This window comes from Aestuariibaculum scopimerae, assembly GCF_059428085.1.
Map to the genome: position 1 here is coordinate 518988 of NZ_CM182089.1, position 12732 is coordinate 531719.

Sequence of the window (12732 nt, forward strand, 5' to 3'; positions counted from 1 at the left end):
CCCTTTAGCCAAATACCAATATTATTAATTTATTATTTAGAATATAATTCGACGATGAATTGTTCGTTTATGTTTTCTGGAATTTGAATTCTAGCTGGAACAGAAACATAAGTTCCTTGCTTTGTATCATCATTCCATGTAATCCATTCGTAAACTTGAGATGAATTAGATAAGGATCTTTCGATAGCTTCTAATGATTTAGATTTTTCTCTTACAGCAACAACATCGCCCGCTTTTAAAGAGTAAGAAGGTACATTTACCAATTCTCCATTTACGGTTATATGCCTGTGCGATACCAATTGTCTTGCAGCACTTCTAGTTGGTGCAATACCCATTCTAAATACTACGTTATCTAGTCTAGATTCACAAAGTTGTAATAGAACCTCACCGGTAATACCTTGTGCGGCTCTAGCTTTTTTAAATAACCCTCTAAATTGTCTTTCTAAAATACCATAGGTATATTTAGCTTTTTGCTTTTCCATTAATTGGATTGCATATTCAGATTTTTTTCCACGTCTGCGGTTGTTACCGTGTTGACCTGGAGGGTAATTTCTTTTTTCAAAAGACTTATCGTCTCCAAAAATAGCTTCTCCAAACTTACGAGCTATTTTAGTTTTAGGACCAGTATATCTTGCCATTTTAATTTGTTGTTTTTAAGAGTGGTTATGAATTAAGGTCTTAATCTTATCCTTCGATAACCGTTTGCCTCTTGTTGATACTTGTTTTTGTTAATTATGAATTCAGGATTCAGAATAGATTATTCATAATTCTAAATTCTGCATTCTACATTTGTTAAACTCTTCTGCGTTTTGGAGGTCTACATCCGTTATGTGGAAGTGGAGTAACATCAATAATCTCAGTTACTTCAATACCAGCATTATGTATAGATCTAATAGCAGATTCTCTACCATTACCTGGTCCTTTAACATACACTTTTACTTTCTTTAAGCCTGCCTCTTGTGCAACAGCTGCAGCATCCTCAGCAGCTAATTGAGCAGCGTAAGGCGTGTTTTTCTTAGAACCTCTAAATCCCATTTTACCAGCAGATGACCAAGCGATAACATCGCCCTTTTTGTTGGTTAATGAAATGATAATGTTGTTGAAAGAAGCAGTAACATGCGCTTCTCCTACAGAATCTACTATAACTTTACGTTTCTTAGTATTTTTAGTATTTGTCTTTGCCATTATTATATAGTTTATAGTTGCTAGTTTTTAGTTGTTAGAATCCTAAACATTGCTATTTCAAACAGATTCATCTAACTACTAAACTCTAATGACTAATTATTTCGTTGCTTTTTTCTTGTTAGCAACAGTTTTTCTTCTACCTTTTCTTGTTCTTGAGTTGTTTTTGGTACGTTGTCCTCTTAAAGGAAGCCCAGATCTATGACGGATACCTCTGTAACAACCAATATCCATTAAACGTTTAATGTTTAATTGGGTTTCAGAACGTAACTCACCCTCAATGGTAAATGCACCTACAGCTTCACGAATGCTACTGATTTGGTCATCGTTCCAGTCTTGAACTTTAATACTTTCGTCAACATTAGCTTGTGCTAATATGTCTTTTGCTCTACTTTTACCTATGCCATAGATATAAGTTAAAGAAATTACTCCTCTTTTGTTTTTTGGTATGTCTACACCTGCAATTCTTGCCATATTTTCTAGTTTCTAGTTTCTAGACTTTAGAGGTTAGTGTATTGTCTAACACCTAAGGTCTAATGACTAATGTCTATTTAACCTTGTCTTTGTTTAAATCTAGGATTCTTTTTGTTTATAACGTAAAGTCTACCTTTTCTACGTACGATTTTACAATCGGCACTTCTTTTCTTAACGGATGCTCTAACTTTCATCTTTTTTAGTATCTATAAGTTATTCGAGCCTTAGTTAAATCGTAAGGACTCATTTCTAATTTTACTTTATCCCCTGGCAACAATTTAATGTAGTGCATACGCATTTTACCAGAGATATGTGCTGTCACAATGTGACCGTTTTCTAATTCAACACGAAACATCGCATTTGATAATGCTTCTATAATGGTTCCGTCTTGTTCTATTGCTGCCTGTTTTGCCATAGTATAATATTTAAGCTACTGCCTTTCTATTTTTACCTGTTTTCATCAAGCCATCATAGTGTCTATTCAACAAATAAGAGTTTACTTGTTGCATAGTATCTATAGCTACTCCCACTAATATTATTAATGAAGTACCTCCAAAGAACAATGCCCATCCTTGTTGTACGCCCATAAGCTTAACTATAAATGCTGGGAACACAGCAATCAATGCTAAAAATATAGAACCTGGTAAGGTTATTTGAGACATGATCTTATCTAGATATTCTGAGGTTTCGGTACCAGGACGTATGCCCGGAATAAAACCACCACTACGTTTTAAATCATCAGCCATTTTATTTGTAGGTACCGTAATTGCAGTGTAAAAATAGGTAAATACGATAATTAACAACGCAAATACTAAATTGTACCAAAAACCAAATATGTCAGAAAAATTAGTTTGCATCCATGCGCCTGTTGCGGTCTCTTTTAAAAATGAAGACCCTCCTATTAAACTAGGAACAAACATGATGGCCTGTGCAAAAATAATTGGCATTACCCCAGAAGCATTTAACTTTAATGGGATGTATTGCCTAGAACCTACTGCCGTACTTTTTTCGTAACTACCACTTGCTGTTCTTCTTGCATATTGTACTGCTATTTTTCTAACAGCCATAACCAACATAATTGAAGCTAAAATAATAGCAAACCACAGTACAACTTCAAAAAGAATAAGCATTACATTGTTGCCTTCTAATCTTGTTGCAGCATTTTGTATGAACGATGCGGGAAGCCTAGCTATAATACCCACCATAATTAATAGCGAAATACCATTTCCAATACCCTTATCTGTTATCTTCTCTCCCAACCACATGGCGAATATACAACCTGTAACCAAAATGGTAACTGACGAGAAGTAAAATAGGAATCCTGTACCTAATAAAAAGGCCGTTGAAGGGATACCCAATGCAGGCAAACTAGCTAAATAGCCGGGCGCTTGCAATAAACAGATGGCAATAGTTAACCAACGTGTAATTTGATTGATCTTCTTTTGCCCACTAGCACCTTCTTTTTGTAGTTTTTGTAAATAAGGAATTGCTATTCCCATTAACTGAACAACAATAGAAGCAGAAATGTAAGGCATGATACCCAAAGCAAATACAGATGCATTTGCAAAAGCGCCACCTGTAAAGGCATTTAGTAAACCTAATAAGCCTCCATCGGTACTATCGGCCAAACCGCTTAACTGGGCAGCGTCAATACCTGGTAGCACAACTTGAGCACCAAAACGATAAACTAATAACAGACCAAGAGTAACTGTAATTCTGTTTCTTAGTTCCTCAATTTTCCAAACATTCTTTAAAGATTCTATAAATTTCATACCTATATTTGATATCTATAATGTTACAGCTTCTCCACCTGCAGCTTCAATTGCAGCTTTAGCCGAAGCAGTAAACTTATGAGCAGATACTTTTAACTTTGCTTTTAACTCGCCTCTACCTAAAATTTTAACTAGATCATTTTTTCCAGCTAAACGATGGGCAAATAACGTTTCAAAGTCTACAGTATCTTTAACTTTTTTATCATCAACCAATTGTTGTAATGTATCTAAGTTAATACCTTGATATTCTACACGATTGATATTTGTAAAACCAAATTTAGGAACACGTCTTTGAAGTGGCATTTGCCCACCTTCAAATCCTAATTTCTTAGAATAACCAGAGCGTGATTTGGCACCTTTGTGACCACGGGTAGCCGTACCACCTTTACCAGATCCTTGTCCTCTACCTACTCGTTTCCCTTGATTTTTTACTGAACCTTCTGCAGGTTTTAAATTACTTAAATCCATTTTTCAGTTATATTATTTTGTTTCTTCTACAGAAACTAAATGTGACACTTTAGAAACCATACCAAGTATGCTTGCTGTGGCTTCATGCTCTACTACTTGACCAATCTTTTTTAACCCAAGAGATTCAAGTATTCTTTTTTGTCTAAGCGGCTTATTTATAGCGCTTTTAACTTTCTTTACTTTAATTTTTGCCATCTCTGTCCTTATTAAGCTTTAAAAACTTGTTCAAGTGAAATACCTCTATCTCTAGCAATTGTGTTTGCATCTCTTAATTGTAGTAAAGCATCGAAAGTTGCTTTTACTACGTTATGAGGGTTAGACGATCCTTGAGACTTTGACAATACATCATGTACTCCAACGGCCTCTAGAACAGTTCTAACTGCACCACCGGCTATAACTCCTGTACCAGGAGCTGCAGGTATAATATTTACTCTTGCGCCTCCATACTTACCTTTTTGCTCATGTGGTAAAGTGCCTTTAATGATAGGAATTCTAACTAGATTTTTCTTTGCATCTTCTACTGCTTTTGCGATAGCACTTGCAACATCTTTAGATTTTCCTAAACCTTGGCCAACTACACCAGCTTCATCACCAACCACTACAATTGCTGAAAAACCAAATGCTCTACCACCTTTTGTTACTTTGGTAACTCTTTGTACACCAACTAAACGATCTTTAAGATCTAATCCACCTGGTTTTACTAACTCTGCGCTTTTATATTTTTGAAACATAATTTTTTAGAATTTAAGTCCTGCTTCTCTAGCTCCTTCAGCTAATGATTTTACTCTACCGTGATATAAATAACCGCCCCTGTCAAAAGCAATGGCTTCTACACCTGCTTTTAAAGCTTTTTCAGCAATTGATTTACCTACTAATTTAGCTGCTTCAACTTTAGTAATTTTTGCAGTACTAATATCTTTATCTCTTGAAGATGCGGCACTGATTGTTATACCAGTTACGTCATCTACAATTTGAGCATAAATTTCTTTATTACTTCTAAAAACAGTTAGTCTTGGTCTTGCTTCTGTACCAGAAACAACTTTACGTATTCTGTTTTTAATGCGTGTTCTTCTTTCGTTCTTTGTTAATGCCATAACTTAATTATTAAGCTGATTTACCTGCTTTTCTTCTTAAAATTTCACCAACAAACTTAATACCTTTTCCTTTGTAAGGCTCTGGTCTTCTAAAGCCACGAATTTTTGCAGCTACTTGACCTACAAGTTGTTTGTCGTGTGATGTTAATTTAACAATTGGGTTCTTTCCTTTCTCTGTTACTGTTTCCACCTTAACTTCTGGAGCTAAGTCCATAACAATAGCATGAGAAAAACCTAAAGCTAACTCCAATTTTTGTCCTTGGTTAGTAGCTCTATATCCAACTCCAACTAATTCTAGTTCTTTGGTCCACCCTTTAGAAACACCTTCAATCATGTTGCGCATTAACGATCTATATAAACCATGTTTTGCTTTGTGCTCTTTAGAATCGGAAGGACGTGTTACTAGTACATTGCCATCTTCAACTTTTATATCTACAGCATCAAAATCTTGAGTTAATTCTCCCAATTTACCTTTTACTGTAACTACTCGGTCTTTTACATCAACTGTAACACCATCTGGAATTACTACTGGGTTATTACCTATTCTTGACATATCTTATCTTTTTAGTAAACGTAACATAATACTTCTCCACCTACATTATCTCTTTTGGCTTGCTTACCTGTCATAACTCCATGTGAAGTTGAGACAATGGCTATACCAAGACCATTTAAGATTCTAGGAAGATCGTTAGCACCTGCATACTTACGTAAACCTGGTTTACTTATTCTTTCAATCTTTTTTATTACAGGCTCTTTGGTTTCTTTATTGTACTTAAGCGCTATTTTAATAGTGCCTTGTACGGTAGAATCATCAAACTTGTAACTTAAAATATATCCTTGCTCGAATAATATTTTAGTGATGTCTTTTTTAAGATTAGAAGCCGGAATCTCAACCACTCTATGGCTAGCTCTCACTGCATTTCTAATTCTTGTCAAATAATCCGCTATTGGATCTGTGTACATAATGAATTGATTTTGTGGTTTTGGTTTTCAACCTATGTTGAACCTTAAACCTGATTATTTAAATAATATTACCAACTTGCTTTTTTAACACCAGGAATAAGACCTTGATTGGCCATTTCTCTAAAAGTTACACGAGAAATTCCAAATGTTCTCATATACCCTCTAGGTCTTCCTGTTAATTTACATCTATTATGTTGACGAATTGGATTTGCATTTCTTGGTAACTTTTGTAATGCTTCGTAATCGCCAGCCTCTTTTAAAGCTTTACGTTTCTCTGCATACTTAGCTACTGTTTTTGCTCTTTTTACCTCACGGGCTTTCATTGATTCTTTAGCCATAACTTAGTTCTTTTGAAAAGGTAATCCTAATTCGGTTAATAATGATTTTGCTTCTTTATCTGTATCGGCAGATGTTACGAACGTAATATCCATACCTGAGATTTTATTAACTTTATCAATATTGATCTCAGGAAATATAATTTGCTCGGTAACTCCTAAATTGTAGTTACCTCTACCGTCAAATCCTGTTGCTTTTATGCCATTAAAATCTCTTACTCGAGGTAATGCAGAAGTTACTAAACGATCTAAAAACTCATACATTCTCTCGCCACGTAAAGTTACTTTAGCACCAATGGGCATACCTTTACGTAGTTTAAAAGATGCAACGTCTTTTTTAGATATGGTTGCTATAGCTTTTTGTCCGGATATTGTAGTCAATTCTTCTACAGCGTAGTCAATTAACTTTTTATCTGCAACTGCTGCTCCAACTCCTTTAGATATTACTATCTTTTTAAGTTTTGGAACTTGCATTACATTATTATATCCAAATTCGTCTGTAAGAGCAGCAATTACTCTGCTTTTGTACTCTTCTTTAAGTCTTGGTGAATATGCCATAACTATATTACTTCATTAGATTTTAGTGAAAATCTTACTTTCTTATCGCCTTCCATTCTATATCCAACTCGAGTTGTTTCTCCCTTAGAAGTTAACAACGATAGGTTTGAAATATGAATAGGAGCTTCTTTTTCTACAATGCCTCCTTGAGGATTTTGTGCACTAGGTTTTGTATGTTTCTTAACCATGTTTACACCCTCAACAATTGCCTTGTTCTTATCTTTAAATACCTTTTGTACTTTTCCTTCTGATCCTTTGTGATCTCCAGCTATTACTTTTACGGTATCTCCAGTTTTTATTTTAAGCTTTGTCATCTTAAATATGTATTAAAGCACTTCTGGTGCTAATGATACAATCTTCATGAATTGTTTATCACGAAGTTCTCTAGCCACAGGACCAAATACACGTGTTCCTCTCATCTCACCTGTAGGGTTTAATAACACACATGCATTATCGTCAAATCTAATATAAGATCCGTCCGGTCTTCTTACTTCCTTTACAGTACGTACTACAACTGCTGTAGATACAGCACCTTTTTTAATGTTTCCATTAGGTGTAGCGTCTTTAACAGAAACAACTATCTTGTCCCCTACAGATGCATATCTTCTTTTAGTACCACCTAGAACACGTATGGTTAATACTTCTTTTGCTCCAGTGTTATCTGCTACCTTTAATCTTGATTCTTGCTGTACCATAATTATTTAGCTCTTTCTATGATTTCAACTAATCTCCAACATTTAGATTTACTTAAAGGTCTTGTTTCCATGATCTTTACTTTATCTCCAATGTTACAATCGTTCGTTTCGTCGTGCGCAACATATTTTTTTGTTTTTAACACGAACTTTCCATACATAGGGTGTTTTACTTTTTTCACCTCAGAAACCACAATAGATTTCTGCATTTTGTTACTTGTAACAACTCCTATACGTTCTTTTCTTAAATTTCTTGTTTCCATCTTATAGCAGAATTATTGTAATTCTCTTTTAGTTATCTCTGTTGCAATTCTAGCTACTGTACGTCTTAAAGCACGCAACTGAATTGGATTTTCTAAAGGAGATATTGCATGAGCTAATTTTAGATCAGCATAACTCTTTTTTGTCTCACCAAGTTTCTCTTGCAACTCAGCTACAGATAATTCTTTAATTTCTGATTGTTTCATAATATCAAATAAATTATGCTTCGTAATCTCTAGCGATTAAAAACTTAGTTCTAACAGGTAGTTTTTGTGCAGCTAAACGCAATGCCTCTTTGGCAATGTCTAATGGCACACCTCCTATTTCAAATAATACTCTTCCAGGCTTTACGACAGCTACCCAATATTCTACGGCACCTTTACCTTTACCCATACGTACTTCAAGAGGTTTTTTAGTGATAGGCTTATCTGGAAATATTTTAATCCAAAGTTGTCCTTCTCTTTTCATGTAACGTGTGGCAGCAATACGTGCAGCCTCTATTTGGCGTGCTGTAATAAACTTAGAGTCTAATGCTTTTATTCCAAAGGTTCCGTTTGAAAGTTGATGTCCTCTTTGAGATAGACCTTTCATACGTCCTTTTTGTTGCTTACGAAATTTTGTTCTTTTAGGCTGTAACATTTTTCTTTACTTTATAAAAAATTACTTTCTACGACGTTGGTTAGATTTGTTTCCACCACGTCCGGCTCCACCTTTTCCTTGCTTTTTGGACAATCCAACTAGCGGAGAAAGCTCTCTTTTACCATAAACTTCCCCTTTCATGATCCATACTTTAACACCCAATCTACCATAGGTAGTGTGTGCCTCAACTAAAGCATAGTCAATATCGGCTCTAAAGGTTGATAAAGGAATACGACCTTCTTTATAGTGCTCTGAACGTGCCATTTCGGCTCCGTTTAAACGACCACTAATTTCGATTTTAATTCCTTCAGCATTCATACGCATTGTAGCAGCAATAGCCATTTTGATGGCACGTCTGTATGAAATTCTATTTTCAATTTGGCGTGCAATACTTGATCCTACTAAAAATGCATCTAGTTCAGGTCTTTTAATTTCAAAGATGTTAATCTGAACTTCTTTTCCAGTAATCTTTTTAAGCTCTTCTTTTAACTTGTCTACCTCTTGGCCACCTTTACCAATAATAATACCTGGTCTGGCAGTAGTGATAGTAACGGTTACAAGTTTAAGTGTACGCTCTATAATTACTCTACTTACACTAGCTTTAGATAAACGTACGTGTACGTATTTTCTAATCTTATCATCTTCGGCAAGCTTATCTCCATAATCATTACCTCCATACCAGTTAGATTCCCATCCTCTGATAATACCTAAGCGATTTCCGATTGGATTTGTTTTTTGTCCCATACTTCTATCTTAGCTTTGTGTGTTATTGTTAGCTCCAACTACGATGGTTACGTGGTTTGAACGTTTTCTAATTCTGTGTGCACGACCTTGAGGTGCTGGACGTAATCTCTTTAACATAGATCCACCATCTACTCTGATCTCTTTTACAAATAATTCTGCAGATTCAACATCAGCATCTTCATTTTTAGCTTGCCAGTTAGCGATAGCTGATAATAACAACTTCTCTAATCGACCAGATGCCTCTTTTTGGTTGAACTTTAAAATATTAAGTGCTTTCTCTACCTTTTCACCTCTTACTAAATCGGCTACTAAGCGCATCTTTCTTGGTGATGTAGGACAATTATTAAGCTTAGCAAAAGCAATATGCTTTTTCTTTTCCTTAATAGCGTCTGCCATTTGTTTTTTACGACTTCCCATAGCTTACTACTTTTTACCTTTGTTTTTAGCACCTGCATGTCCACGGAATGAACGTGTTGGTGAAAATTCTCCTAATTTATGTCCTACCATATTTTCAGTAACATATACTGGTACAAATTGGCGTCCGTTGTGTACTGCTATTGTCTGTCCAACAAAATCTGGAGTAATCATACTTGCTCTAGACCAAGTTTTGATTACCGTCTTTTTATTAGCTTCTACATTAGCAGCTACTTTTCTTTCTAATTTATAATGAACGTAAGGTCCTTTTTTTAATGATCTTGCCATGTCTTATTTCTTTCTACGTTCTACAATATACTTATTGGTTGGGTTCTTTTTAGAACGTGTTCTATACCCTTTAGCTGGAATACCTTTTCTAGAACGTGGGTGTCCACCTGAAGCACGTCCTTCACCACCACCCATTGGGTGATCTACTGGATTCATTACTACTGGTCTAGTACGAGGCCTTCTTCCTAACCATCTTGTTCTACCTGCTTTTCCAGATACTAACAATTGGTGATCTGAATTGGATACAACACCAACTGTTGCCAAACAATTAGCAAGTACTAATCTTGTTTCACCTGAAGGCAATTTAATAGTAGCAAATTTACCATCTCTTGCCATTAACTGTGCAAATGCCCCTGCACTACGGGCCATAACGGCTCCTTGTCCTGGACGTAACTCTACACAGGAAATAATGGTTCCTAAAGGAATTTGGCTTAATGGCATAGCATTACCAATTTCTGGGGTGGCAGTTTCACCTGACACTACAGTTTGACCTACTTGCAAACCATTTTGCGCAATGATATATCGCTTCTCACCATCTTGATAATTTAATAGTGCGATAAAAGCGGTTCTGTTTGGATCGTATTCTATGGTTTTAACCTCGGCTGGTATACCAGCTTTGTCCCGTTTAAAATCAATAATACGATACTTTCTTTTATGACCTCCGCCTATATAGCGCATGGTCATTTTTCCTTGACTGTTTCTACCACCAGACTTTTTATTCGGAGCTAATAAACTTTTCTCCGGCTTATCAGTAGTTATGGCGTCAAATCCATTAACTACTCTAAAACGCTGTCCTGGTGTGATCGGTTTTAATTTTCTTACTGACATTCTTGTCTAATTACATGTTACTGTATAAATCAATCATTTCACCTTCCGCCAGTTGTACAATTGCCTTTTTAACAGCATTTGTTTTACCATGTTGAATACCTGTTTTTGTATAACGGGTTCTTCTATCTGGACGGACATTTATAGTACGAACTTTTTCAACAGAAACACCATAAGCAGCTTCAACTGCCTTTTTTATTTCTATCTTGTTCGCCTTGGTATTCACTGCGAATGTATAGCAATTTCTTAGCTCGCTATCTGCAGTCGCTTTTTCTGTGATAATAGGTTTAATTAAGATACTCATGGTTTCTATTTACTTAAATTTGATTCAATTCCTTCTATAGCACCTTCTAAAAGCACTAATTGATTTGCATTTAAAATCTTGTAAGTGTTTAATTCTGAGTTCATTATAACCTCAGAACCTTTTAAATTACGCGATGACAAATATACATTATTATTTGTCCCACCCAACACAAACAAAGATTTTTTGTTTTCTAAGTCTAAAGCCTTTAAAACCGCTGTGAAGTTTTTAGTTTTTGGCGCATCAAAATTGAAGTCCTCTAAAACGACAATCGCTTTCTCGCTAGCTTTAATACTTAAGGCAGATTTACGTGCTAAACGCTTAACATTTTTATTAAGTTTAAAACTGTAGTTTCTTGGTCTTGGCCCGAACATACGGCCTCCTCCTTTAAAAACACCAGATTTAATACTACCTGCTCTAGCTGTTCCTGTACCTTTTTGCTTTTTAATCTTACGAGTACTTCCAGAAATCTCAGCTCTTTCTTTAGATTTATGAGTTCCTTGTCTTTGGTTTGCTAAATATTGTTTAACATCCAAGTATACTGCATGATTATTAGGCTCAATAGCAAATACATCTTTAGAAAGGTCTGCCTTTCTGCCTGTATCTTTTCCGTTTATATCTAAAACTGCTACTTTCATTACTTTCTAATAATTACATAAGCGTTTTTGTGCCCGGGTACACACCCTTTAACAACAAGTAGGTTCTTTTCAGTAACTACTTTTAAAACTCTTAAATTTTGAACTTTAACCTTTTCTCCACCCATTCTTCCGGCCATTTTCATGCCTTTGAATACTCTTGCAGGATATGATGCGGCACCAATAGATCCTGGTGCTCTTAAACGGTTATGCTGACCGTGGGTAGATTGACCTACACCACCAAAACCATGACGCTTTACAACACCTTGGAATCCTTTTCCTTTGGATGTTCCTGATATATCAACAAATTCTCCTTCGTTGAAATGTTCTACGGTGATTGCATCACCTAATTTGTACTCCTCATCAAAACCTTTGAATTCAACAACTTTGCGTTTAACAGAAGTACCCGCTTTTTTAGCATGACCTAAGTCTGCTTTAGTAGCGCTTTTTTCTGTCGCGTCATCGAAACCAACTTGAACAGCTTCATAACCGTCAATTTCTTTGGTTCTGACTTGGGTAACGATACATGGACCTGCTTCAATTACTGTACATGGAATGTTTTTTCCATTTTCATCGAAGATGCTGGTCATACCGATTTTTTTTCCAATTAACCCAGACATATTTAATTATTTATTAATTATTACTATTTATTATTAAAAAAACTCAAGGTCGAAATACATTTCAACCTTGAACTGCATTTTACCGTTTTTCCCGCGACCGCATCGGTGGGACATTTTCATTAATTCCGAATTCAGAATTCCGAATTCAGAACTATACTTTGATCTCTACCTCTACACCACTTGGCAATTCAAGCTTCATTAAAGCATCAATTGTCTTTGAAGAAGATGAGTAAATATCCAATAAGCGTTTATAAGAACTTAATTGGAATTGTTCTCTAGACTTCTTGTTTACGTGCGGTGAACGTAAAACAGTGAAAATTTTCTTGTGCGTTGGTAATGGTATCGGACCTGTTACCACAGCACCTGTACTCTTTACTGTTTTTACTATCTTATCAGCAGATTTATCTACTAAATTGTGATCGTATGACTTTAATTTTATTCTGATTTTCTGACTCATTTTCTTAAAT

General features: G+C 35.5%; 27 protein-coding genes. All 27 read right to left on the minus strand.

The annotated features are described in order from the left end of the window. Nucleotides 1-32: 32 nt before the first annotated feature. The 27 genes from rpsD to rpsJ all read right to left on the minus strand — a co-directional run bounded on the left by rpsD (nt 33) and on the right by rpsJ (nt 12722). The gene (rpsD, locus tag AC5SR4_RS02440; protein WP_495357951.1) at nt 33-638 is read right to left on the minus strand and encodes a 30S ribosomal protein S4; all 606 of its coding nucleotides are present in this window, start codon (nt 636-638) and stop codon (nt 33-35) included. 154 nt (nt 639-792) lie between these two features. Beyond that, nucleotides 793-1185 (minus strand): 30S ribosomal protein S11, encoded by a 393-nt coding sequence (gene rpsK / locus AC5SR4_RS02445; RefSeq protein ID WP_495357952.1) that lies wholly within the window; start codon nt 1183-1185, stop codon nt 793-795. Between the two features lie 96 nt (nt 1186-1281). Beyond that, nucleotides 1282-1656 carry a 30S ribosomal protein S13 gene (gene rpsM, locus AC5SR4_RS02450; RefSeq protein WP_495357953.1) on the minus strand — a complete coding sequence of 125 codons (375 nt, stop codon included), beginning with the start codon at nt 1654-1656 and terminating at the stop codon, nt 1282-1284. Nucleotides 1657-1733: 77 nt separating this feature from the next. Then, nucleotides 1734-1850 (minus strand): type B 50S ribosomal protein L36, encoded by a 117-nt coding sequence (gene ykgO / locus AC5SR4_RS02455; RefSeq protein ID WP_013305171.1) that lies wholly within the window; start codon nt 1848-1850, stop codon nt 1734-1736. Nucleotides 1851-1855: 5 nt separating this feature from the next. After that, nucleotides 1856-2071, minus strand: coding sequence for a translation initiation factor IF-1 (gene infA, locus AC5SR4_RS02460; RefSeq protein ID WP_007094967.1), 216 nt, complete (start codon nt 2069-2071; stop codon nt 1856-1858). 10 nt (nt 2072-2081) lie between these two features. Next, nucleotides 2082-3428, minus strand: coding sequence for a preprotein translocase subunit SecY (secY, locus tag AC5SR4_RS02465; RefSeq protein ID WP_495357954.1), 1347 nt, complete (start codon nt 3426-3428; stop codon nt 2082-2084). A gap of 15 nt (nt 3429-3443) precedes the next feature. Next, a complete protein-coding gene (gene rplO / locus AC5SR4_RS02470) occupies nt 3444-3896 on the minus strand; it encodes a 50S ribosomal protein L15 (RefSeq protein WP_495357955.1) in 453 nt (150 codons plus the stop codon). 12 nt (nt 3897-3908) lie between these two features. Beyond that, complete coding sequence (rpmD, locus tag AC5SR4_RS02475) at nt 3909-4091, minus strand: 50S ribosomal protein L30 (RefSeq protein WP_495357956.1); 183 nt, start codon at nt 4089-4091, stop codon at nt 3909-3911. An 11-nt stretch (nt 4092-4102) separates the two neighbouring features. Beyond that, the gene (gene rpsE, locus AC5SR4_RS02480; protein WP_495357957.1) at nt 4103-4627 is read right to left on the minus strand and encodes a 30S ribosomal protein S5; all 525 of its coding nucleotides are present in this window, start codon (nt 4625-4627) and stop codon (nt 4103-4105) included. Between the two features lie 6 nt (nt 4628-4633). Further along, entirely contained in the window at nt 4634-4990 is a 357-nt protein-coding gene (gene rplR / locus AC5SR4_RS02485; RefSeq protein WP_495357958.1) for a 50S ribosomal protein L18, read from the minus strand. Nucleotides 4991-5000: 10 nt separating this feature from the next. Next, complete coding sequence (gene rplF, locus AC5SR4_RS02490; protein WP_495357959.1) at nt 5001-5543, minus strand: 50S ribosomal protein L6; 543 nt, start codon at nt 5541-5543, stop codon at nt 5001-5003. Between the two features lie 11 nt (nt 5544-5554). After that, nucleotides 5555-5953 carry a 30S ribosomal protein S8 gene (gene rpsH, locus AC5SR4_RS02495; protein WP_495357960.1) on the minus strand — a complete coding sequence of 133 codons (399 nt, stop codon included), beginning with the start codon at nt 5951-5953 and terminating at the stop codon, nt 5555-5557. A 68-nt stretch (nt 5954-6021) separates the two neighbouring features. After that, nucleotides 6022-6291, minus strand: coding sequence for a 30S ribosomal protein S14 (gene rpsN / locus AC5SR4_RS02500; protein ID WP_495357961.1), 270 nt, complete (start codon nt 6289-6291; stop codon nt 6022-6024). A gap of 3 nt (nt 6292-6294) precedes the next feature. Continuing rightward, on the minus strand, nt 6295-6846 hold the full coding sequence (rplE, locus tag AC5SR4_RS02505; RefSeq protein WP_495357962.1) for a 50S ribosomal protein L5: 552 nt from the start codon (nt 6844-6846) through the stop codon (nt 6295-6297). A gap of 2 nt (nt 6847-6848) precedes the next feature. After that, entirely contained in the window at nt 6849-7160 is a 312-nt protein-coding gene (rplX, locus tag AC5SR4_RS02510; RefSeq protein WP_495357963.1) for a 50S ribosomal protein L24, read from the minus strand. Nucleotides 7161-7172: 12 nt separating this feature from the next. Further along, the gene (gene rplN / locus AC5SR4_RS02515; protein ID WP_130937892.1) at nt 7173-7541 is read right to left on the minus strand and encodes a 50S ribosomal protein L14; all 369 of its coding nucleotides are present in this window, start codon (nt 7539-7541) and stop codon (nt 7173-7175) included. Between the two features lie 2 nt (nt 7542-7543). Beyond that, entirely contained in the window at nt 7544-7801 is a 258-nt protein-coding gene (gene rpsQ, locus AC5SR4_RS02520) for a 30S ribosomal protein S17 (protein WP_495357964.1), read from the minus strand. Between the two features lie 12 nt (nt 7802-7813). After that, a complete protein-coding gene (rpmC, locus tag AC5SR4_RS02525) occupies nt 7814-8005 on the minus strand; it encodes a 50S ribosomal protein L29 (protein WP_495357965.1) in 192 nt (63 codons plus the stop codon). A gap of 13 nt (nt 8006-8018) precedes the next feature. Next, nucleotides 8019-8438 carry a 50S ribosomal protein L16 gene (rplP, locus tag AC5SR4_RS02530; protein WP_495357966.1) on the minus strand — a complete coding sequence of 140 codons (420 nt, stop codon included), beginning with the start codon at nt 8436-8438 and terminating at the stop codon, nt 8019-8021. Nucleotides 8439-8459: 21 nt separating this feature from the next. Then, nucleotides 8460-9182, minus strand: a complete 723-nt coding sequence (gene rpsC, locus AC5SR4_RS02535; protein ID WP_495357967.1) for a 30S ribosomal protein S3 — start codon at nt 9180-9182, stop codon at nt 8460-8462. 9 nt (nt 9183-9191) lie between these two features. Continuing rightward, on the minus strand, nt 9192-9599 hold the full coding sequence (gene rplV / locus AC5SR4_RS02540; RefSeq protein ID WP_495357968.1) for a 50S ribosomal protein L22: 408 nt from the start codon (nt 9597-9599) through the stop codon (nt 9192-9194). Between the two features lie 6 nt (nt 9600-9605). Further along, nucleotides 9606-9884, minus strand: coding sequence for a 30S ribosomal protein S19 (gene rpsS, locus AC5SR4_RS02545; protein WP_013869040.1), 279 nt, complete (start codon nt 9882-9884; stop codon nt 9606-9608). A gap of 3 nt (nt 9885-9887) precedes the next feature. Then, on the minus strand, nt 9888-10712 hold the full coding sequence (gene rplB, locus AC5SR4_RS02550) for a 50S ribosomal protein L2 (protein WP_495357969.1): 825 nt from the start codon (nt 10710-10712) through the stop codon (nt 9888-9890). 10 nt (nt 10713-10722) lie between these two features. Next, a complete protein-coding gene (gene rplW, locus AC5SR4_RS02555) occupies nt 10723-11013 on the minus strand; it encodes a 50S ribosomal protein L23 (protein ID WP_495357970.1) in 291 nt (96 codons plus the stop codon). Nucleotides 11014-11018: 5 nt separating this feature from the next. Further along, nucleotides 11019-11648, minus strand: a complete 630-nt coding sequence (gene rplD, locus AC5SR4_RS02560) for a 50S ribosomal protein L4 (RefSeq protein ID WP_495357971.1) — start codon at nt 11646-11648, stop codon at nt 11019-11021. Further along, nucleotides 11648-12265, minus strand: coding sequence for a 50S ribosomal protein L3 (rplC, locus tag AC5SR4_RS02565; protein WP_495357972.1), 618 nt, complete (start codon nt 12263-12265; stop codon nt 11648-11650). Before rplC ends, rplD begins: the two co-directional genes overlap by 1 nt. Before the next feature lie 151 nt (nt 12266-12416). Beyond that, nucleotides 12417-12722: a 30S ribosomal protein S10 gene (gene rpsJ, locus AC5SR4_RS02570; protein ID WP_007650482.1), complete on the minus strand. Its 306-nt coding sequence runs from the start codon at nt 12720-12722 to the stop codon at nt 12417-12419. Nucleotides 12723-12732: the final 10 nt, after the last annotated feature.